At 48.5% G+C, this 18,942-nt stretch carries 23 protein-coding genes; 17 read left to right on the top strand and 6 right to left on the bottom strand.

Going from position 1 to position 18,942, the window contains the following annotated elements; genetic code table 11:
- Positions 1-18 precede the first annotated feature (18 nt).
- The 3 genes from J9260_RS08065 (at position 19) to pyrF (ending at position 2,253) form a co-directional block, all read left to right on the top strand.
- Positions 19-324: an integration host factor subunit beta gene (locus J9260_RS08065; protein ID WP_210220493.1), complete on the top strand. Its 306-nt coding sequence runs from the start codon at positions 19-21 to the stop codon at positions 322-324.
- A gap of 72 nt (positions 325-396) precedes the next feature.
- Positions 397-1,545, top strand: coding sequence for a tetratricopeptide repeat protein (locus tag J9260_RS08060; RefSeq protein ID WP_210220492.1), 1,149 nt, complete (start codon positions 397-399; stop codon positions 1,543-1,545).
- Positions 1,546-1,566: 21 nt separating this feature from the next.
- The gene (pyrF, locus tag J9260_RS08055) at positions 1,567-2,253 is read left to right on the top strand and encodes an orotidine-5'-phosphate decarboxylase (protein ID WP_210220491.1); all 687 of its coding nucleotides are present in this window, start codon (positions 1,567-1,569) and stop codon (positions 2,251-2,253) included.
- A 13-nt stretch (positions 2,254-2,266) separates the two neighbouring features.
- Here the strand turns inward: pyrF and hflD are convergent, their stop codons facing one another.
- From hflD to J9260_RS08040, 3 genes are read right to left on the bottom strand one after another with little or no spacing between them, the layout of a single operon-like run.
- Positions 2,267-2,905, bottom strand: coding sequence for a high frequency lysogenization protein HflD (gene hflD, locus J9260_RS08050; RefSeq protein WP_210220490.1), 639 nt, complete (start codon positions 2,903-2,905; stop codon positions 2,267-2,269).
- Positions 2,906-2,962: 57 nt separating this feature from the next.
- Positions 2,963-4,081: a tRNA 2-thiouridine(34) synthase MnmA gene (gene mnmA, locus J9260_RS08045; protein ID WP_210220489.1), complete on the bottom strand. Its 1,119-nt coding sequence runs from the start codon at positions 4,079-4,081 to the stop codon at positions 2,963-2,965.
- A gap of 1 nt (position 4,082) precedes the next feature.
- Positions 4,083-4,541 carry an NUDIX hydrolase gene (locus tag J9260_RS08040; protein WP_210220488.1) on the bottom strand — a complete coding sequence of 153 codons (459 nt, stop codon included), beginning with the start codon at positions 4,539-4,541 and terminating at the stop codon, positions 4,083-4,085.
- 189 nt (positions 4,542-4,730) lie between these two features.
- On the opposite strand from J9260_RS08040, the gene clpS reads away from it, so the two are divergent.
- Entirely contained in the window at positions 4,731-5,063 is a 333-nt protein-coding gene (gene clpS, locus J9260_RS08035; protein ID WP_210220487.1) for an ATP-dependent Clp protease adapter ClpS, read from the top strand.
- Between the two features lie 4 nt (positions 5,064-5,067).
- On the top strand, positions 5,068-7,356 hold the full coding sequence (clpA, locus tag J9260_RS08030) for an ATP-dependent Clp protease ATP-binding subunit ClpA (RefSeq protein ID WP_210220486.1): 2,289 nt from the start codon (positions 5,068-5,070) through the stop codon (positions 7,354-7,356).
- Between the two features lie 49 nt (positions 7,357-7,405).
- Here the strand turns inward: clpA and infA are convergent, their stop codons facing one another.
- A complete protein-coding gene (gene infA / locus J9260_RS08025) occupies positions 7,406-7,624 on the bottom strand; it encodes a translation initiation factor IF-1 (protein ID WP_210220485.1) in 219 nt (72 codons plus the stop codon).
- Between the two features lie 227 nt (positions 7,625-7,851).
- On the opposite strand from infA, the gene fabD reads away from it, so the two are divergent.
- The 10 genes from fabD to J9260_RS07975 all read left to right on the top strand — a co-directional run bounded on the left by fabD (position 7,852) and on the right by J9260_RS07975 (position 16,358).
- Positions 7,852-8,799, top strand: coding sequence for an ACP S-malonyltransferase (gene fabD, locus J9260_RS08020; protein WP_281419473.1), 948 nt, complete (start codon positions 7,852-7,854; stop codon positions 8,797-8,799).
- A complete protein-coding gene (fabG, locus tag J9260_RS08015; RefSeq protein WP_246499698.1) occupies positions 8,799-9,554 on the top strand; it encodes a 3-oxoacyl-ACP reductase FabG in 756 nt (251 codons plus the stop codon). Before fabD ends, fabG begins: the two co-directional genes overlap by 1 nt.
- A gap of 81 nt (positions 9,555-9,635) precedes the next feature.
- Entirely contained in the window at positions 9,636-9,872 is a 237-nt protein-coding gene (gene acpP, locus J9260_RS08010; RefSeq protein ID WP_210220483.1) for an acyl carrier protein, read from the top strand.
- 70 nt (positions 9,873-9,942) lie between these two features.
- Positions 9,943-11,187, top strand: coding sequence for a beta-ketoacyl-ACP synthase II (gene fabF, locus J9260_RS08005; RefSeq protein ID WP_210220482.1), 1,245 nt, complete (start codon positions 9,943-9,945; stop codon positions 11,185-11,187).
- On the top strand, positions 11,188-12,519 hold the full coding sequence (locus tag J9260_RS08000; protein WP_210220481.1) for an aminodeoxychorismate synthase component I: 1,332 nt from the start codon (positions 11,188-11,190) through the stop codon (positions 12,517-12,519).
- The gene (pabC, locus tag J9260_RS07995; protein WP_210220480.1) at positions 12,506-13,315 is read left to right on the top strand and encodes an aminodeoxychorismate lyase; all 810 of its coding nucleotides are present in this window, start codon (positions 12,506-12,508) and stop codon (positions 13,313-13,315) included. Before J9260_RS08000 ends, pabC begins: the two co-directional genes overlap by 14 nt.
- Positions 13,312-14,349, top strand: coding sequence for an endolytic transglycosylase MltG (mltG, locus tag J9260_RS07990; protein WP_210220479.1), 1,038 nt, complete (start codon positions 13,312-13,314; stop codon positions 14,347-14,349). The genes pabC and mltG overlap by 4 nt, the downstream gene beginning before the upstream one ends.
- Positions 14,346-14,984, top strand: a complete 639-nt coding sequence (tmk, locus tag J9260_RS07985; RefSeq protein WP_210220478.1) for a dTMP kinase — start codon at positions 14,346-14,348, stop codon at positions 14,982-14,984. The genes mltG and tmk overlap by 4 nt, the downstream gene beginning before the upstream one ends.
- Positions 14,981-15,934 carry a DNA polymerase III subunit delta' gene (gene holB, locus J9260_RS07980; protein ID WP_210220477.1) on the top strand — a complete coding sequence of 318 codons (954 nt, stop codon included), beginning with the start codon at positions 14,981-14,983 and terminating at the stop codon, positions 15,932-15,934. The genes tmk and holB overlap by 4 nt, the downstream gene beginning before the upstream one ends.
- A gap of 55 nt (positions 15,935-15,989) precedes the next feature.
- Positions 15,990-16,358, top strand: coding sequence for a PilZ domain-containing protein (locus J9260_RS07975; RefSeq protein ID WP_210220476.1), 369 nt, complete (start codon positions 15,990-15,992; stop codon positions 16,356-16,358).
- A gap of 140 nt (positions 16,359-16,498) precedes the next feature.
- Here J9260_RS07975 and J9260_RS07970 read toward each other — a convergent pair whose 3' ends face one another.
- On the bottom strand, positions 16,499-16,927 hold the full coding sequence (locus tag J9260_RS07970) for a hypothetical protein (protein ID WP_210220475.1): 429 nt from the start codon (positions 16,925-16,927) through the stop codon (positions 16,499-16,501).
- A gap of 13 nt (positions 16,928-16,940) precedes the next feature.
- Entirely contained in the window at positions 16,941-17,780 is an 840-nt protein-coding gene (locus tag J9260_RS07965) for an SDR family oxidoreductase (protein WP_210220474.1), read from the bottom strand.
- Between the two features lie 127 nt (positions 17,781-17,907).
- Between J9260_RS07965 and J9260_RS07960 the strand changes: the two genes are divergently transcribed.
- The gene (locus J9260_RS07960; RefSeq protein ID WP_210220473.1) at positions 17,908-18,168 is read left to right on the top strand and encodes an FmdB family zinc ribbon protein; all 261 of its coding nucleotides are present in this window, start codon (positions 17,908-17,910) and stop codon (positions 18,166-18,168) included.
- A gap of 155 nt (positions 18,169-18,323) precedes the next feature.
- Positions 18,324-18,833, top strand: a complete 510-nt coding sequence (locus tag J9260_RS07955; RefSeq protein ID WP_210220472.1) for a porin family protein — start codon at positions 18,324-18,326, stop codon at positions 18,831-18,833.
- The last annotated feature ends 109 nt before the right edge of the window (positions 18,834-18,942 follow it).

Below are 18,942 nucleotides of genomic sequence, written 5' to 3'. Positions count from 1 at the left end.
TGTTCAGGAGTGGAAAGGATGACCAAATCTGAAATCATTGATATTCTGTCGCGCAAGCAAAGCCATCTCAGTAGCCGTGATGTGGAATCATCGGTTAAGTTGTTGTTGGATAAAATGAGCGATACATTGTCCGAAGGCGGACGCATTGAAGTGCGTGGCTTTGGCAGTTTCTCGTTGCATCATCGTGCTGCGCGTAAGGGGCGTAACCCTAAAACCGGAGATCAGGTGGCATTAGCACCTAAGCACGTTCCGCACTTTAAACCGGGCAAAGAATTGCGGGAACGGGTTAATGAGTCGCGTGAGCAATACCCTATTCAGGAATAATCCTGCGGGTGTGCTTGCACGAAATAAAAACAAAGGGAGGCGTAGTGCCTCCTTTTTTATGTCTGAAAGGCCATGCTAGAAATTCTATTTTTGTTACTGCCACTGGCGTTTTATTCCGGTTGGCAGTCTGCTCGCAAACGTTACAAAGAGCGTCAGGAAAAGCGTAAGCAAATTTCTGTGCATTTTGTGCGCGGTATTAACTACTTATTGAGCGAACAGCCCGATAAAGCATTGGATGTATTTTTAAATTACCCGGAAATTGACGAATACACTGCCGATACCTTTTTATTGCTGGGAAATTTATTCCGCAATCGCGGCGAAATTAACCGTGCCTTGCGGGTGCATCAAAACTTAGTGGCACGTCCTGACTTGAGTAAGGCGCAACGTACCTCTGCAATGCTCGCACTGGGCGAAGATTTTTTTGCTGCCGGAATGTTAGATCGCGCAGAAAGTGTTTTCACAGAATTATTGAAAGATGACCCGAAACGTTCAGATGCGTGCGAGCCATTGCGCAATATTTACGAGCAATTACACGAATGGGATAAGGCCATTGAAATCAGCCAATGCGCCCAGCAGCGCAGCAAGTCTGATCATGGACGTTTGATTGCGCACTATTATTGCGAATTGGCGACGCAGGAATTGCAAAAAAACAACCTGTTTAAGGTCGAAGAAACCCTGAAAAAAGCCACGAAAGCGTATCCTGATTCTTCGCGGGTATTGGTGTTGGCAGGTGATCTTGCTTACGCACGCGGGCAGATGCAAGAAGCGATGAAAACGTATCAGGCGGCTATCAGCAAAGACAGTCGTTTATTGGGTATGTTGTTTAGCAAGTTGCTCAATGATTTTCCGCAACAGGATGCTTTGGAAAATTTGTATCAGTTTATTAAGCAGCATTTCACCCAATCGCAAGACACGCGCCTGTTTGCCTATTTATTACAATTGGCAAGAAAATTAGGCAAGCTTAAGGAAATGCACGCTCACGTTGACGAGCATTTATTGAAAGGTAAACCCACGTTGAATACCTTAGCGCACTCAACGGAAGTGTTGGCTTCGGTGTGGCAAGAGAGTAATACCTGCGATATGGCGCAAGTGCAAACGGCGTTGCAGCGGTTAGCTAATAGCCAGCCAGAGTTTCAGTGCGGGCATTGTGGGTATAAAATGCACGATTACTTATGGCGTTGCCCTGCCTGTCATCAGTGGGATAGCGTTGCCAATGTTTAATCCGATTAGGAAGTTTCGTTTATGTCGAGTCGTTTAATTATTGCACTTGATTTTCCGACTGCCGAGCAAGCCTTGGCGTTTGTAAAACCACTGGATCCACAACAATGTAAATTGAAAGTCGGTTTTGAATTGTTCGTTGCGGCGGGGCCTGATTTCGTGAGGGCATTGGTGCAGCAGGGGTTTGCAGTATTTCTTGACCTGAAGTTCCACGATATTCCCAATACGGTTGCTTCTGCCTGCAAAGCGGCGGCTCAATTGGGTGTTTGGATGATTAATGTACACGCATCGGGTGGTGCGAAGATGATGCAAGCAGCGCAACAAGCCTTGCAGGGCTTTGAAAATCCACCAAAATTAATCGCTGTAACGGTTTTGACCTCAATGGATAAAGCGCAATTGTCAGGTACTGGGGTGAACGCAGATCCTGACCAGCAGGTGTTGCATTTAGCCCGATTGGCTGCGGATAGTGGTTTGGATGGGGTGGTCTGTTCTGCACAAGAAGCTGGTTTGTTGCGTAAAGCTTTAGGCGATGATTTTTTGCTGGTCACACCCGGTATTCGTCCAGAAGGCAGTGACCAAGGGGATCAATCACGGGTAATGACACCAGCACAAGCGCGTGACGCAGGAGTGAGTTATGTGGTGGTAGGGCGACCGATTACCCAAGCTGCCGATCCGTTAGCGGTGATTGCGCAAATCAATGCAGCGTTGTAAATCAACGTTTGGATTACGCATTTTTCAGAAATTGCTGCGCTTCTTTTTGCATTGCGCCGCGTGCAAAAATGAGTTTCCAGCGACTGCCGCCTGCTTGTCGCCACAACAAGGCGGCACGCACGCCAGCCAGTAACAGTGCGCGGATTTTAGCTGCATTGTCCGGGTTAGCGAGATGGCTTTGATCGCCTTTAATCATAATGCGCGGGCCTAACTGACTGATGCTGTTGCTGTAGATTTCAGCGAGTCGCGCAATCATATTGGGGTGTGTCATCGCAAAGAAATCAAGCTGTTGCTGGGCTTTTTCAATGTGAGCAAGTAATTGCTTGAACATATCAGGATCGTTATGCAGCTTTTTTTCCAAATACAATAAGTTGACTGCATAGCGGGTAGCTTCAATGTTTTTGGGTTTGCCTTCTGGGGTTAAGTTGCCGGAGCCCAGTTGATACATTAAGACCCGTAATCCGGTGTGGAGGCGATTAACACCGCCGTACAAAGCCTCTGGTGAACCGGCACTGTCATGCAGCACGCTGTGGATGCAACTGTCGAATAATTCACTGTCAACATTGCCACGAGTGGCGATTTGCACGACACCTTCGACACATTGAAATAGTGCTGCAAGGGCAATGGTACGATTTCGATTGTTAGCTTCCACGGGGTTCTATCAGTTAGTGGTTAGGGTGCTGACAGCATAAGGGCTGTGCAGAATAATTCAAGTCAACCTTGCGGGGTTGGGGCAGTGCTTTTCCATACTGTCGATAATACCGCCGCCGAGACACACGCTTTCTTGGTAAAAAACAATGGATTGTCCGGGGGTTATTGCGCGTTGTGGCTGCGGAAAACACACTTGGGCAATGCCGTCATCCATGATGCGTACCTGACAAACTTCTTCAACTTGGCGATAGCGCACTTTCGCTTTGCATTCAAACGCTGGTGCGGGAGGTTTACCCGCTACCCAATGCAATTGCGAAGCCAGCAAAAAATGCTTCATCAATAATTCGTGTTGATGACCTTGGGTAACAATTAGACGATTGCCCTGCATATCTTTGTCCACCACAAACCATGGAGTTTCGTCGGCATCTTTACGCCCACCAATGCCTAAACCTTGGCGTTGACCGAGGGTGTAATACATTAAGCCGTGGTGTCTGCCGACAATTTCGCCTTGTGGAGTGATCATATCGCCGGGTTGCGCGGGCAAAAAACGTTGCAGAAAATCGCGGAACTTACGTTCACCGATAAAACAAATGCCGGTGCTGTCTTTTTTACGCGCGGTGCTAAATCCAGCCGCATCAGCTAATTCGCGTACCCGGCTTTTTTCTAACTCGCCAATCGGGAATAAGCTGCGCTGTAATTGGTGCTGTTGCAGTGTGTATAAAAAGTAGGTTTGGTCTTTATTCGCGTCCACGCCTTTGAGCATTAGTGCGTCGCCATCGGCGGTGTATGCAATACGGGCGTAATGTCCGGTGGCGATATAATCCGCGCCTAATTCGAGTGCAACATCGAGAAATGCTTTAAATTTTATTTCTTTGTTACACATAATATCGGGGTTGGGGGTGCGACCTGCGCGGTATTCTTCCAGAAAATACGTGAAAACCCGTTCCCAATATTCGGTAGAAAAATTACGGGTGTACAGGGTAATGCCCAATTGATCAGCAACCGCCTGCGCATCAGCGAGATCAACGGCAGCAGAACAATAGTCTTCGGTGTCGTCTTCTTCCCAGTTTTTCATGAACAAGCCTTCCACCTGGTAGCCTTGTTCGAGCAACAACAGCGCAGCTACGGAAGAATCAACCCCGCCAGACATGCCGACAATCACACGTTTTTTAGCCATATTAGCTTTGTGCCATGAAATATTGCAGACTCTCTAAAGGGTAACGCACCCCGGATTCGTAACAATCCAGTGACAAACCAACCAATTCACTACGCCATACACGCGGTTGTTGCTGACGAATTTGTTCGCGGGTTAACCAGTGTACAGCGGTAATGTCGGGGTCAATGCTGTAATCAGGGAGGTGTTCCAATAGCGTTCCGGTAAAGGTAAAACGCAGGTAAACCCGATCCGGGTCGGCACGGTTCATGTGAAATATACCCAACAGCGCGGTCGGTTCAAAACGCCAGCCGGTTTCTTCGAGGGTTTCACGACGCACCGCATCCAGCAAGCTTTCGCCGTATTCCATGTGGCCTGCGGGTTGGTTAATGGTCAGCTCCCCGTAGTGTAGTTCTTCTACCATCAGGAAACGGTTGTCTTGCTCGATGACGCTGGCAACGGTAACGCGCGGCTTCCAGACCATAAAACACTGTCCTCGAAAAACTAAAACGAATATTTTACACCACTTTCACTAAGGGGTTGTTCATAAAAATCGGTTATTGGCTTGTAATGCGACAAAACAAACCCAAATTGACGGGGATAGTGACAGCAGCTTATAAAAGCGTTTATAACTGCTGTGTCGACAGCGTAACGGGGTTAGGTAGAACTAGTAATGGCACAGAAACATAAAGACTCTCACGACGATAGCCGCGATTCTGGCGTAGCGGTGCAAGAATCCCGCCCAGAGGTGAAAGAACCACCGCGCTTTAAAGTTATACTGTTAAACGATGATTTTACTCCAATGGACTTTGTGGTGGAGGTGCTGCAAGTGTTTTTTGGAATGGATCGTGAAGGTGCTACGCGCGTTATGCTGAGTGTCCACACTAAGGGCAAAGGCGTTTGTGGCATCTATACTCGTGATGTAGCGGAAACCAAGGTGGCACATGTCAACCGGTTTGCACGGGAGCATCAACACCCTTTGCTGTGTACGATGGAAGAGGCATAAGCTTATGTTGAGCGCGGAAGTAGAATACTCAATTAACACCCTGTTTCGTGATGCGCGAGATAGTCATCACGAGTTTGTAACGGTAGAACATTTGCTATTGGCGATGCTGGATAACCCCAGTGCTGCGGATGCGTTGCGTGCCTGCAATGTCGATATTCCGTATTTGCGGCGGGAACTGGAGCAATTCGTTGCTGAAAATACCCCGTTAATTCCGGTGGGTGATGAGCAACGTGATGTGCAACCTACCTTGGGTTTTCAGCGTGTTATCCATCGTGCGGTCTATAGTGCGCAATCGTCCCGCAAAGGTGAAGTGACCGGCGACGCTATTTTAGCGGCGATTTTCGGTGAGCCGGATTCCCACGCTGTTTACTACCTGTCGCGTCACCGGGTCAGCCGTTTGGATATTGTGCATTACATTGCGCACGGTATCCGTAAAGACGGGGCAGCGGAAGCGTCTAATCCTAAACAGGAAGACAGTTCTGCATCAGCAGCTCCCGCCGAGAATGCGGCTGAAGGTGAAGATAATGCCAAGCCATTGGATAAATACGCCAGCAATCTCAATGAGATGGCGTTGGAAGGTAAGATTGACCCACTGATCGGACGCGATGCGGAAATTGAACGCACCGTACAAGTTTTGTGCCGTCGCCGTAAAAATAATCCGCTGTTAGTGGGTGAGGCCGGTGTCGGTAAGACTGCAATTGCCGAAGGTTTAGCTAAGCGCATTGTCGACGGGGAAGTGCCGGAAATTTTAAGCAATGCAGTTATTTACTCGCTGGATTTGGGTTCATTGCTGGCAGGCACGAAATACCGGGGCGATTTTGAAAAACGCCTGAAAGCCGTATTGAAGCAGATTAAAGCTGAGCCGCACGCGATTCTTTTTATTGATGAAATACACACGATTATCGGTGCGGGTGCGACTTCTGGCGGCACTATGGATGCGTCTAACTTAATCAAGCCGGTGTTGTCGAGCGGCGACTTAAAGTGCATTGGCTCGACCACATTTCAGGAATACCACAGTATTTTTGAAAAAGATCGTGCCTTGGCGCGGCGTTTCCAGAAAATTGATATTAATGAGCCGAGCGTCGATGAAACCATTGAGATTCTCAAGGGCTTGAAAGCACGCTTTGAAGTTCATCATAACGTGCGCTATACGCTGCCCGCGCTCAAGGCAGCAGCAGAGTTGGCAGCAAAATACATCAATGACCGCCATTTACCGGATAAAGCCATTGATGTAATTGATGAAGCCGGTGCAAATCGCCAGTTACAACCAGCGGCTTCACGCAAAAAGACCATTTCCGTGCATGATATTGAAGAAATCGTCGCGAAAATTGCCCGAATTCCACCAAAATCGGTTTCAGGTTCTGATATGCAAATATTGCGCAACTTAGAACGTGATTTGAAAATGGTGATTTTCGGTCAGGATCAGGCGATTGGTCAGCTTACTGCTGCGATTAAAATGGCACGTTCGGGTTTGCGTGATGATAGCAAACCGATTGGATCATTCTTGTTTGCAGGGCCGACTGGCGTAGGTAAAACCGAAGTATCCAAGCAATTAGCACAACGTTTAGGCATTGAGCTGCTGCGCTTTGATATGTCGGAGTACATGGAACGCCATACGGTTTCGCGTTTAATCGGTGCGCCGCCGGGTTATGTTGGGTATGACGAAGGTGGTTTATTAACCGATGCGGTCAATAAGCATCCGCACGCAGTATTGTTGCTGGATGAAATTGAGAAAGCGCACCCCGATGTGTTTAACCTGTTATTGCAAGTTATGGATCACGGTACATTGACCGATGCGAACGGACGTAAGGTTGATTTCCGTAACATTATTTTGATCATGACCAGCAATGCCGGTGCGGAAAACATGAATCGCAAGAGTTTAGGGTTTACCACGCAAGACCATACCACGGATTCTTCCGAGGCGATTAACCGCACTTTTAGCCCTGAATTCCGTAACCGTTTAGATGGCATTATTGGGTTCAACGCTTTGACTGCAAGCGTGGTTGCTTCGGTGGTGGACAAGTTTGTGATTCGTTTAGAAGCACAGCTTGAGCCGAAAAAGGTAGTTTTGATTGTCGATGAAGCCGCACGCCATTGGTTGGCACAGAAGGGCTACGATCGTTTGATGGGGGCACGCCCAATGGAGCGCGTGATTCAAGAGCACATCAAAAAGCCATTGGCTGATGCGATTCTCTTTGGTGAATTGAGTCAGGGCGGCAGGGTAGAAATCTCTGCGGACGATGACGGCTTAACTATCGAGATGCAAGGCACTACTGAGGCGTTACCCGCCTGATTACCTGCACCAAGAAGTATGGCAATCAATGCGCCCTTGGGGCGCATTGTTATTTATTGCGGTAGCTAATGCGGCCTTTTGTAAGGTCGTAAGGGGTGAGCTGTACCGTTACACGGTCACCAGTGAGGATGCGAATGTAGTTTTTACGCATACGACCGGAAATATGGGCGTTCACAACGTGACCGTTATCCAATTCTACGCGGAATGTGGTGTTGGGCAGGGTTTCAAGTACCGTGCCTTCCATTTCAATGTAATCTTCCTTTGCCATAATCTCTTTAAATACTGGGAAATACTAAACGGCGTATTATCCTTGCCGCACGCCAGATGACAAGCTCTTTTTATTGGAAGCGGGTGTATTTAAGCAGCTTAAGTGATTATTTTAGGGTTTTGTTGGTTTTCATAAGCCGCGCTTTTGATTACGATAGGGGGATTTGTTGCCAGAGCCAGTATTGCTTGGCCTAGATAACGTTCATTTTTCGCTGGAGTAGGGTAATGATGACAATCGCAGGGGTTTTTCCGGGGCAAGGCTCACAGTCACTCGGAATGTTGGCTGATTTAGATAAGCAATTCAAACAAGTACGTGAAACTTTTCAAGCCGCTTCCGATGTTTTAGGACGCGATTTATGGGATATGGCGCAACAAGGCCCAGAAGCAGCATTGAACAGCACCGAGAATACCCAACCCTTAATGCTGGCAGCAGGCGTGGCAGTGTGGCGCGTTTGGTTGGGTGAGGGTGGTTGTTTGCCGGTTGCTGTAGCAGGTCATAGTTTGGGCGAATATTCCGCGCTGGTCGCGGCTGGCGTACTGGATTTTGCCGATGCAGTTGCCTTGGTTGCGGAACGCGCCCGGCTTATGCAGAATGCAGTAGCAGACGGTGCGGGTGCAATGGCTGCTATTTTAGGCTTGGAAGATGCACAAATTATTGAAGCTTGTGCGCAGGCAGCCCAAGGCGATGTGGTAGAAGCGGTGAATTTTAACTCGCCGGGACAAGTGGTTATTGCTGGTAGTGCCGCTGCCGTGGATCGTGCGATTCAAACCGCAACAGCAATGGGTGCAAAAAAAGCAATTAAATTATCTGTCAGCGTGCCTTCGCATTGTGCGTTGATGCAGCCAGCAGCCACCGCGTTAGCAGTGCGTTTGGGGCAAACTGCTTTTGCACCTGCAACCATGCCGGTTTTGCACAATGTGGATGCCACCGCTCGCACCAGTGTTACTGAAATGGCGCAAGCGTTAGAACAGCAGTTGTACCGCCCGGTACGCTGGGTTGATACCGTCATGGCATTGAAAACGACTTATGCGGCGGATGCGATTGTTGAATTTGGCCCCGGTAAGGTTTTGGCAGGTTTAAATCGCCGTATCGACCATAAAATGGGTGCGGTTTGCATCCACGACAGCGCGACATTGGCAGAAGCATTAAAATTGTGTGAAGAGGCGGGAGCGTAATGAATTCATTAATCAGTTTACAGGGCGAAGTCGCCTTAGTTAGTGGTGCAAGCCGTGGCATCGGGCGCAGTATTGCAGAACTGTTGGGCAGCGCGGGCGCAACCGTAGTTGGCACAGCCACCAGCGAAAAAGGTGCGGAAGCCATTACCGCTTATTTGCGCGAAGCAGGTATCGCTGGCAAGGGCATGGTGTTAAACGTTGCTGACAAAGCATCCATCGACACGGTGGTAAAAGCTGTGGGCGATGAATTTGGCGGCATTAGCGTTTTAGTCAATAATGCAGGTATTACACGCGATAACTTGCTGATGCGCATGAAAGATGATGAATGGGATGATATTATCAATACCAATCTGACTTCCGTTTACCGCATGAGCAAAGCCTGCCTGCGCGGCATGACCAAAGCCAAAAAAGGGCGGATTATTTCGATTTCTTCCGTAGTGGGCGCGTCAGGTAACGCGGGTCAAACTAACTACGCCGCAGCGAAAGCGGGCTTGGTGGGTTTCAGCAAATCCTTGGCACGTGAAATTGGTTCGCGTAATGTGACGGTCAATGTGGTAGCACCCGGTTTTATTGATACCGACATGACCCGCGAACTTTCTGAAGATCAACGCAACAATTTACTGCACGGAATTCCGTTAGGTCGGTTGGGGCAACCGGCAGAAATCGCCGGAGCCGTTCTGTTTTTAGCATCACCTTTGGGTGCTTACGTGACCGGCGAAACAATTCATGTCAACGGTGGGATGTATATGGCATAAACCTGCTGGCATGATGCACAGGTTTTAAATACAATAGTCTACCGCTACTGAGCATTTTTTATTAACGAGGAACAAAAAACCATGAGCGATATTGAAGCGCGCGTCAAAGCCATCGTAGTTGAACAACTGGGTGTTAGCGAAGACGAAGTAACCAATACATCTTCCTTCATCGACGATCTGGGCGCGGATTCACTGGATACCGTCGAACTGGTTATGGCATTGGAAGAGGAGTTTGGTGCAGAAATTCCTGATGAAGAAGCTGAAAAAATCACTACAGTGCAAGCTGCGATTGATTTTATCAAAGCAAGTCAGGGCTGATTTTTGCCTAGAAACCGCAGTCTAACAAGGCTGCGGTTTTCCTTTTAAGACGTAAGATGGGGGCATTCATTTGTCTAAGCGACGTGTAGTAGTGACAGGTTTGGGGATTGTTTCGCCTGTCGGTTCTAAGTTAGAAAAGGCTTGGGACAATATCAAAGCAGGCCGTAGCGGGATTGCCCGTATCAATCCTGATCTGTTCGATTCCAGCGGTTTCAGTGTGCAAATCGCCGGTAACGTCAAAGATTTCAATGCTGATGAATACATCAAGCCGAAAGACCAGAAAAAAATGGATACCTTTATCCATTACGGTATTGGTGCGGGTATTGAGGCGATTCGTGATTCCGGCTTGGAAGTAACGGAAGAGAACGCCGAGCGCATTGGTGTGTTGATGGGATCTGGAATCGGTGGTTTAGATACCATTGAGCGTAACTACACAGCCTTCCTGAATGGCGGGTCACGCAAAATTTCTCCCTTCTTCGTACCTGCAAGTATTATCAACATGGTGGCGGGAAACTTATCCATCATGTACGGCCTGAAAGGGCCAAACTTATCCATCGTTTCAGCATGTGCTACTGCGACACACAGTATCGGCGATGCGGCACGTATGATCGTTTACGGTGATGCGGATGTTATGGTGGCTGGCGGTGCAGAAATGGGTTCTACCCCATTAGGTATCGGCGGTTTCGCAGCGGCACGCGCCTTGTCGACCCGCAATGACGACCCAGAAGCTGCCAGCCGTCCGTGGGATGCTGACCGCGATGGTTTCGTTTTGGGTGACGGCGCGGGCGTGCTGGTACTCGAAGAGTATGAGTTTGCGAAACAACGCGGCGCACGCATTTACTGTGAGTTGGTTGGCTACGGCATGAGCAGCGATGCTTACCACATGACCACGCCATCAGAAGGTGGTGAAGGTGCGGCACGTTGCATGGTCAATGCCATGAAAGATGCCGGTCTGAATGCCAGTGATGTGGATTATGTGAATGCCCACGGCACATCGACTCCAGCAGGCGACAAAGCCGAAACAATGGCGGTAAAACGTGCATTGGGTGATCACGCTTACAAAGTGGCGGTCAGCTCCACCAAATCCATGACCGGTCACTTACTGGGTGCTGCGGGTGGTATTGAAGCGGTATTCAGTGTATTGGCTATTCGTGACCAAGTATTGCCGCCAACCATCAATTTCAACACGCCAGACCCGGCTTGTGATCTTGATTACGTGCCAAATATTGCGCGTGAAACCAACGTCAATATTGCAATGAGCAACTCTTTTGGTTTCGGTGGAACCAACGGAACTTTGATTTTCAAGAAAATCTGATTGCTTACTCAACGTTTTAAGGGCGAGTATGATTTACTCGCCCTGCATCAACAGCATCCGCATCGTTATCCTTTCCTGCTGGAAAGTGTCGTTACTTCCCCTCATGCCCGTTACAGTGTGCTATTTGCTTTTCCACAGCAATCATTGCGTCTCAATGCCTTAACTGACGCTAACTTTTGTGCGCAACTGGATGCCGCTTGGCACAATACAGCCGTGCAGCAAAACAACACCGACATCCAAGATTTACCGTTTCGTGGTGGTTGGTTTTTATACCTTGGTTACGAGTTGGCAGGGCAGTTAGAGCCGAGTTTACAATTGCCCACTGCCACTGATGGCTTGCCTATTGCCTTAGCAGTACGCATTCCTGCCGCGATTATCGTGGATCATCATCAACGAGAAACTATTGCAATCATTGAGGATGAATACGCCGCATTGTTGGATGATTTGCTCGAATTTGTTAAAGAGTGCGGGGTAGGGCGCACCAACACCACCGCCGTTGATGTGCGTATCAGCGAAGATTTACCGGAAAAATTTGAAAGTGGGGTGGAACGCATTCGGGATTACATTGCAGCAGGCGATGTATTTCAAGTGAATTTGTCGCGCGGTTGGCACGGTGAATTGCAATCTACGCACAGTGCCGCCGAGTTATACGCAGTTTTGCGCCAGAAAAATCCTGCACCGTTTGCGTGTTTCGCCCATTTTGATGATTTCGCGATTATCAGCTCTTCGCCGGAACGTTTGGTGCGTGTAGAACAAGGCTGGGTAGACACCCGACCTATTGCCGGAACCCGTCCGCGCGGTGAAGATGCCGCACGCGATCAGGCGTTACTCGAAGAATTAATTGCACACCCTAAAGAACGCGCTGAACACATTATGCTGATTGACTTGGAGCGCAATGATTTAGGGCGTATTTGCGACTACGGTACGGTCAAGGTGGATGAGCTAATGGTGGTTGAAAGCTATCAGCATGTTCATCACATCGTGTCCAACGTGCGCGGTAAATTGCGCCAAGGCACAACGCCGGGGGAAGTGATTCGCGCGGTTTTTCCGGGTGGAACGATTACTGGTTGTCCTAAAGTACGTTGCATGGAGATCATTGCGGAACTGGAGCAAGTGCCGCGCAGTGCGTATACCGGCTCCGTCGGCTATTTGAATCATAATGGCGACATGGACTTGAATATTTTAATCCGAACCATGACATTGAGCGGCAACCAGCTTACGTTTCGCACTGGCGCGGGCATTGTGATTGATTCCATTGCACCTAACGAACTACGCGAAACCCGCCATAAAGCACGCGGTTTACTACGGGCATTGGCGCATGATTTGGGTTAACGGCGTACTCAGTGATACGTTACCGATTACTGACCGTGGTTTGCTTTACGGTGACGGTGTTTGGGAAACCATTGCCATCGTTAATGGGCAACCGCAGCGTCTGTCTTGGCATTTGGAGCGTTTGCTGCAAGGTTTGCAAGCCTTAGCCATTCCCGCGCCTGATATGACGCAATGGGTGACGGAGATCCTGCAAGCCTGTCAAGGCAGGGATAGTGCCGTGTTAAAGCTGATTGTCACCCGTGGGCAGGGAATGCGTGGCTACAATCCGCGTGAATGCCAGCAGCCCACGCGCATTGCGCAAATATCTGCCCGCTACGTTTACCCAGCCGCTTATGCGCAGCAAGGCATCCGTTTAGCCTTATGTGAAACGCGTTTGGCACAGCAACCGCGTTTAGCGGGTTTTAAGCACCTTAACCGTTTGGAACAGGTGTTGGCTCGCGCAGAATTCGACACCGATTACCAAGAAGGTTTAGTGCGCGATACCGCAGATAAGATTATCGAAGGCACAATGAGCAATGTATTTTTGATACAAGCGGATGGCAGTGTGGATACACCTGAATTAACGCAGTGCGGGATTGCGGGTATTATGCGTCGCGTTGTGCTGCAAGTGTTACACGAATGGGACATTCCTTGCCGGATTGGTGCGCTGTCTTTGGCAGATACGCATTCATGCAGTGCTATTTTTATGACAAATTCACTCATAGGTATTTGGCCGGTACGCGAGTTCATGGGAAAAACTTACCCTGTGGCTCCACTGATAACCGAACTACAAACAAAGGTTAATGCAATCACATGAAGCTATTGTTGAAATTATTGAGTTTTCTGTTGATTACGTCGGTGATTACTGTCGGATTTTTACTGTGGTATCAATACGATGTATTTTTAAAAACACCTGCACCGATTACCGAAAGCAATGCCATTATTGAGGTAAAGCCGGGAAGCAATATCCGCCAAGTAGCTGATCAATTGCAAAAAAACGGGGTAATCGAACACAGCCTATTGTTTTTTGCTCATGCGCGTATCAGTGGGTTAGCCGATAAACTTAAAGCAGGGGAGTACAAGCTCGAAGCAGGAATGCTGCCTGATGATATTCTCAAACGCTTGGTATCGGGGCAAACCTTACAGTATTCGTTGAGCTTGATTGAGGGTAAAACCTTCAAAGATTTGCAAGCACTGATTCGTAAACATCCAACCCTGCAACAGACGTTGACGGATGCTGATTACGCTGTTGTCATGGAAAAACTAGGCGCACCTGTTGGAACCCATCCTGAAGGCTGGTTTTTGCCTGATACCTATCATTTTCCGCGTAAAACCACCGATCTGGAATTCTTACAGCGTAGTTACCAAGATATGCAGCGTTATTTGCAACAAGCTTGGGATAAGCGTGAACCGAATCCCTACCTGAAAACGCCTTACGACGCGCTGATTTTGGCATCCATTGTCGAAAAAGAAACCGGGTTGCCGGAAGAGCGTCCCTTGGTGGCGCGGGTGTTTTTGAATCGTTTGGCTAAAGGCATGTTGTTACAAACCGACCCGACAGTTATTTACGGCATCGGCGACAAATACGATGGCAATATCCGCAAAACTGACCTACAAACAGATACGCCTTACAACACGTACACGCGGGCAGGCTTAACCCCAACCCCGATTGCGATTCCTAGCAAAGCCGCGATTGACGCAGTAATGCACCCAGCAACCAGTAATGTGCTGTACTTTGTGGCAACTACACCCGGCGGTGCATCTAAGTTTTCAGAAACCTTGGATGAACATAATCGCGCCGTACAACAATACCTGTTAAATCGCAAAAGTGCTTCGGAGCCTAAACCATGAAACCCGGTAAATTCATTACACTCGAAGGTGGGGAAGGCGCAGGAAAAAGCACCAACGCGCTGTGGATTGCCGATTACTTACGCGCCCAAGGCAAAACCGTGTTAGTCACCCGCGAACCCGGCGGTACAACAGTTTCCGAGGCTATTCGCGGCGTATTGTTATCGCCAGAATTGCCCGCAATGGATGCGGATACCGAATTGTTGTTAATGTTTGCCGCCCGCAATGAACACCTGCGCACGAAAATTTTACCCGCATTAGCGCAAGGAACCTGGGTGATTTGCGACCGTTTTACCGATGCTACCTATGCGTATCAAGGTTATGGGCGCGGTATCTCCTTAGAACGCATTGCCGCATTAGAAAACTGGGTACAAGGAACATTACGCCCTGATTACGTCATTTTGTTCGATTTAGATGTGGAAACCGGTATGGCGCGGGCGCAAGCGCGTGGGCAGGCGGATCGTTTCGAGCAAGAGCATACCGAGTTTTTTACGCGCATTCGTGCAGGCTACCAAGCGCGTGCCGCAGCAATGCCAGCGCATTACCCACAGATTGATGCAGCACAGCCTCTGGAGGCCGTCAGAGCGCAATTACAAGCATTGTTGGAGCGCATGTTACAGGCAGATCAGCCCGCATGATTTATCCTTGGCAAACCGCACTTTGGGCAACATTGCAACGCGCCCGCGAAGGGGATCATTTACCCCACGCTTTGCTGTTCCAAGGTGAGGATGGTTGCGGCAATGAGGCATTCGTGGAGGATTTAGCGCAAAGTCTGTTGTGCTTAAATCCGACCGCCTCAGGTCATGCTTGCCAGCAATGCCGTAGTTGCCATGTGCTGGCTTCGCAAGCGCACCCTGATTTCATGCCAGTGATGCTGCACGAAGATCGCCAAGCCATCTTGGTGGAGCAAATTCGTGAGTTAAACCATTTCCTTGGCTTGAGCCGCAGTTACAGTCCGCGCCGCGTTGTGATTATTTCACCAGCAGAGCGTATGAATATCAATGCGGCAAATAGCTTGCTTAAATCCTTGGAAGAACCGGCGGCGGATACCCACATTTTACTGTTGAGCGCACATCCGGGTAGTTTGTTACCCACGATTCGCAGCCGTTGTCAGCAAATGCGTTTACCCGTGCCTGACAGCGATGCGGCGTTGCAATGGTTGCAACAACAAACTTTACAACACTCGCCCGAAACCTTGTTGCTGGCAGCACGCGGGAAACCCTTAACCGCATTTGATCTGGATTCCAGCGAAACCCTTGGTCATTACGGAGAATGGTTGCGTCATATTAGCGAATGCGCACAAGGGCAGGGGAGCATTACTGCTAAATCAGCACAATGGGAAAAGTTTGATAAAACGTTATTGCTAGATTGGCAGCTTGATGCGGTGAATAGCCTTTTAAAACAAGCACTCATTGCTAATTCCGCAGGATTACCTGGCGAATTACAAGCACTCAGCGGCGCAATAAATAAACAGCGTCTGTGGGAAATTCATACAAAACTATTAGCCATGAAGGCATTAGCCGCACACCCGCTAAATCCACGTCTCTTGATTGAAGACATGTTAATGTTGTGGCAGGCAAGGTATTGATAATATAATGGAAAAGTTCATTTTTTATTCATGTGCTGAGGATTAATAAATACGCATGGAAAAGCCCGAAGGCGGCAGTATCGACAGTAACGTTAAGCGCAATCTTTCGTTAACCTTACCCGATAAGCACTCGCTACATGCTACTTACATGCCGTTTATTAAAAATGGTGGCGTTTTTGTGCCTACGCATGAGCGGTTTTCGCTGCATGATGATATTGTGCTGCAACTGCGTCTAATCGAAGAAGGTAAGCGTCTACTGATTCCCGGAAGAGTTGTCTGGATTACCGGAGGCAAAGGTCAGCGCGGCACACCAGCCGGTGTTGGCTTGCAATTTACTGGTGAACAACAAGCTCGCATCCGCCAGTTTCTGGAAGAGGTCATGGGCGATCTCATCAAACAACCCGCACAGAATCCTACTTACTAACACCACTAATGTTCTGTCACCCACCCCATTCTCTCTATCCTTGATTTCGCCTAATACATATTATGTCAAATAGACATAATAATAGTGTTATGTAGTTCCTAACACCTATAGGGAGGCACGCATAACACAGGTAGTTTTACTCAATTTGGCTTACGTTGGCAGATTGCTGAGTCGTCTGGGGTTTCGACATTGCGCACAATGGTTTCAATAAAAGCATTGAACTCATCCATAGTGATCACACTCAGCATCCGATTCATGACATCGGGGTCAATCTGGGCGATAGTCTGTCTCCCCTCTGACAGTTGTAGGTAAATACCAGCGGTGCTTTTAGCATCTTCATCCACTAACCCTTCTTCGAGTAAGGCTTGGTCTTCCGTGCTTAAATCATCGTAAAGTTCATCCAGCGTATCCCACAAATCCTCATCCACGCCTTCCGCAATTTTGAGTAAAGTAGCACCCTGCATCGGTTCGATTTCACGGATGTATTCCAGACCGTTGTCTTGTAACGTGGAAGCAAATTTATCGGCAATGGTTGATGTAAAAAACAAATATTCCAACACTTCATTCATAGCGAACTAACACCTATTGATTTTCATCGGATGAGATTTTCAGTAATACGCGATCCAGCCACTTGCCCGGCAGCAATCGCCGCAATGCCCAAAACAAATGCGCTGGAAATGTCACCGGGTAACGTACTTTCGGATTCGGGCTTTCGAGCGCGTGAATCACTTTAGCCAACACCGCTTCTGGCGGTAACGTAAAAGGTGCCGCCGGGCCTTCTTTTTCCAAACGGCGAATCGTGCCTTCGTAAGATAACCGATGCGGACTTTGCTCAATACTCACCTGTTCTTTGAGAGCTTGCAACGCATTGGCACGAAAACGGCTCTCAATGGGGCCAGGTTCAATCAAACAGACCTTGATGTCAGTATTGACCAGCTCTAAACGCAGCGTGTCTGCAATGCCTTCAATTGCGTATTTGCTGGCATTGTAAGCCCCGCGATACGGCAACGCCACGTAACCCAGTAACGAGCTGTTGTAAATAATACGCCCTTCATTACGTTGCCGGAATAATGGCATGAGCATATTGGTGAGCTGATGCCACCCGAATACATTGGTAGCAAACTGCTTTTCCAAGGCTTCACGCGACAAGTCTTCCAAAGCACCTGCTTGCCCGTAACCACCGTTGTGAAAAACTGCGTATAACTCACTGTTAGTACGCAACATTAACTCATAAACCGCATCCTGCACGCTTTCCGGGTCTGCTAAGTCTAATTGCAAGGTCTTAAACCCTTCCCTTTCCAGCTTTTCGACATCTTCTGGCTTGCGGGCTGAGGCAAATACCTGGTAGCCACGCTCACGTAAGCCTTTAGCCACACAATAGCCAATACCGCTAGAACACCCTGTAATCAATACATTACGCATCGTTGTTATCGCTTCCTGTGACCACGAAAACCCACAATGTAACGTGATTCATTGAATTCAGGCAATCACATCCTTATTATTAGGTGCTAATATTGATTGATGCTTTGTTTTCTCAGGAGAAATTTCCATGCCGATTTATGCTTATCAGTGCGCATCTTGTGGTCACGAGTTAGAAGCCTTACAGAAAATGGCAGATGCACCATTAACCGATTGTCCCGCTTGCCAGCAACCAGCATTAAGCAAAAAAGTAACGGCAGCAGCATTCCGTTTAAGTGGTGGTGGTTGGTACGAAACGGACTTTAAAGCCGGTAACAAGAAAAACGTCGCTACCACCGATGCAGCCCCTTCTGCGGCGTGCGGTACGGGTGCTTGTCCTGCTTGCCAATAACGCACTTCCCTGCCCTCATGCCCGGTTTTTCACCGGGTCATGTCAAATTGTCTGCCATTCATCTGAAACCCTCCTTCGCTCATTGCTTGCTGTGAATACAACACCTTAAAATCAACGAAGGTAGCTTCCACAACAAATAAAAGAGGATTCGGGCTATGAAAAAACAACTATTAATTGCAGCTCTTGCTGTTTGTGCCACCGGGCAAGTAATGGCGGCGGATGATCTGTTTGGTTCTTCCAGTGAAGGCGATGGCGGCACGATTTACGGCGGTGTCAGTTTAGGTAAAACCCAAGCTGACTGTACAGGTTCTGCGGAGTGCGACAGCAGTAACTGGAAATTATACGGTGGTTACGAAATTACTTCTGATATAGCTGTAGAAGGTGCTTATCACAGCATTGCTAGCAGCGGTTCCAATAAAGTAACTGGTATAAGTGCGGCTGGTTTATACAGTATGCCGGTAGCAGATAATCTTGAAGCCTTTGGTAAAGCGGGCATGATTGCTTGGGATTCTGATGGCACGGACAATGGTACTGATTTCCTGCTAGGTGCAGGTGCTACTTACAAAATGGATGAAAACTGGGGTGTTCGTGGTGAATACGAACGTATTGGTGGTGATATAAAAGCCAATATGTACTCTGTCGGTGCAGTTTTCTCAACACTCTAAACCGATTACTGGGCATGGCAGCATTATCTTGTCATGCCCTTGGTTTTCTTCGCTGATTCACGCTTGCACACTCGCTTATCAAAGCTTAACATTCCCGCCTTTACAAAAT

The organism is Thiothrix unzii (assembly GCF_017901175.1).
Classification (GTDB): Bacteria; Pseudomonadota; Gammaproteobacteria; order Thiotrichales; family Thiotrichaceae; genus Thiothrix; species Thiothrix unzii.
The sequence above is the reverse complement of the archived record's forward strand: the minus strand, read 5'-3'. Positions and strand labels throughout refer to the sequence as shown.

Bases quoted from the DNA above. Each gene is read 5' to 3' on its own strand.
- J9260_RS08065 (WP_210220493.1), top strand. From the start codon at position 19: ATGACCAAATCTGAAATCATTGATATTCTGTCGCGCAAGCAAAGCCAT.
- J9260_RS08060 (WP_210220492.1), top strand. From the start codon at position 397: ATGCTAGAAATTCTATTTTTGTTACTGCCACTGGCGTTTTATTCCGGT.
- pyrF (WP_210220491.1), top strand. From the start codon at position 1,567: ATGTCGAGTCGTTTAATTATTGCACTTGATTTTCCGACTGCCGAGCAA.
- mnmA (WP_210220489.1), bottom strand. From the start codon at position 4,081: ATGGCTAAAAAACGTGTGATTGTCGGCATGTCTGGCGGGGTTGATTCT.
- J9260_RS08040 (WP_210220488.1), bottom strand. From the start codon at position 4,541: ATGGTCTGGAAGCCGCGCGTTACCGTTGCCAGCGTCATCGAGCAAGAC.
- clpS (WP_210220487.1), top strand. From the start codon at position 4,731: ATGGCACAGAAACATAAAGACTCTCACGACGATAGCCGCGATTCTGGC.
- clpA (WP_210220486.1), top strand. From the start codon at position 5,068: ATGTTGAGCGCGGAAGTAGAATACTCAATTAACACCCTGTTTCGTGAT.
- infA (WP_210220485.1), bottom strand. From the start codon at position 7,624: ATGGCAAAGGAAGATTACATTGAAATGGAAGGCACGGTACTTGAAACC.
- fabD (WP_281419473.1), top strand. From the start codon at position 7,852: ATGACAATCGCAGGGGTTTTTCCGGGGCAAGGCTCACAGTCACTCGGA.
- fabG (WP_246499698.1), top strand. From the start codon at position 8,799: ATGAATTCATTAATCAGTTTACAGGGCGAAGTCGCCTTAGTTAGTGGT.
- acpP (WP_210220483.1), top strand. From the start codon at position 9,636: ATGAGCGATATTGAAGCGCGCGTCAAAGCCATCGTAGTTGAACAACTG.
- pabC (WP_210220480.1), top strand. From the start codon at position 12,506: ATGATTTGGGTTAACGGCGTACTCAGTGATACGTTACCGATTACTGAC.
- mltG (WP_210220479.1), top strand. From the start codon at position 13,312: ATGAAGCTATTGTTGAAATTATTGAGTTTTCTGTTGATTACGTCGGTG.
- tmk (WP_210220478.1), top strand. From the start codon at position 14,346: ATGAAACCCGGTAAATTCATTACACTCGAAGGTGGGGAAGGCGCAGGA.
- holB (WP_210220477.1), top strand. From the start codon at position 14,981: ATGATTTATCCTTGGCAAACCGCACTTTGGGCAACATTGCAACGCGCC.
- J9260_RS07975 (WP_210220476.1), top strand. From the start codon at position 15,990: ATGGAAAAGCCCGAAGGCGGCAGTATCGACAGTAACGTTAAGCGCAAT.
- J9260_RS07970 (WP_210220475.1), bottom strand. From the start codon at position 16,927: ATGAATGAAGTGTTGGAATATTTGTTTTTTACATCAACCATTGCCGAT.
- J9260_RS07965 (WP_210220474.1), bottom strand. From the start codon at position 17,780: ATGCGTAATGTATTGATTACAGGGTGTTCTAGCGGTATTGGCTATTGT.
- J9260_RS07960 (WP_210220473.1), top strand. From the start codon at position 17,908: ATGCCGATTTATGCTTATCAGTGCGCATCTTGTGGTCACGAGTTAGAA.
- J9260_RS07955 (WP_210220472.1), top strand. From the start codon at position 18,324: ATGAAAAAACAACTATTAATTGCAGCTCTTGCTGTTTGTGCCACCGGG.